We start from the raw sequence: 826 nt of genomic DNA on the forward strand, positions 1-826 counted from the left end.
GGCGGCCGGGTCCCCGCGACGGGGACCCGGAACCGCCTCCCGCCTCACGGGAGGGTGAGGATGACCGGCCCCTCCTCGGTGACGGCGACGGTGTGTTCGACGTGGGCCGCCCGGGAACCGTCGGTCGTCCGCAGCGCCCAGCCGTCGGTGTCGGCCCGGTGGTCCGGGGAACCGCCGGCGCTGAACATGGGTTCGATCGCCAGCACCAGCCCGGGCCGCAGCAGGGGGCCGTGCCCGCGTGTCCCGTCGTTCGGCAGGTGGGGTGCCTCGTGCAGCGCCCGACCGACACCGTGTCCGCCGAAGTCCCGCAGGATGCCGTACCCGGCCTTCCGGCCGATCGCGCCGATCGCGGCCGAGATGTCCCCGAGCCGCCCGTCGGTCCGGGCCGCCAGGATCCCGGCCTCCAGCGCACGCGTGGTGTGGTCGATGAGTTCGAGGTCGCCGGGGCTGGCCTCGCCGACGACGAGGCTGATCGCCGCGTCACCGTGCCAGCCGTCGAGCACCGCGCCGCAGTCGACGCTGAGCAGGTCGCCCTCGGCGAGCTGGTACCGGTCCGGGATGCCGTGCACGATGACGTCGTTCACGGAGGTGCAGATCGAGCCGGGGAACGGGGTGGGCGCGAAGTGCGGGCGGTAGCCGAGGAAGGACGGCTGGGCACCGGCGTCCCTGATCATGGTGTGCGCGATCGCGTCGAGTTCCAGCAGGTGCACCCCGGGTTGGACGTGTTGGCGGACGGCGGCGAGCGCCCGCGCCACCACCCGGCCGGCCTCCCGCATGGCCTCCAGTTCGCCGGGTGTCTTCAGCTCAACCACGTTTTCCCCGTTCC

General features: G+C 73.7%; 1 protein-coding gene. It reads right to left on the bottom strand.

The genetic code is table 11. The features are described from left to right. Window positions 1-44: 44 nt before the first annotated feature. Window positions 45-812, bottom strand: a complete 768-nt coding sequence (gene map, locus ACTIDRAF_RS0223485; RefSeq protein WP_016701141.1) for a type I methionyl aminopeptidase — start codon at window positions 810-812, stop codon at window positions 45-47. Window positions 813-826 lie beyond the last annotated feature (14 nt).

The sequence above is a fragment of the Actinoalloteichus spitiensis RMV-1378 genome, from assembly GCF_000239155.1.
GTDB classification, from domain to species: domain Bacteria; phylum Actinomycetota; class Actinomycetes; order Mycobacteriales; family Pseudonocardiaceae; genus Actinoalloteichus_B; species Actinoalloteichus_B spitiensis.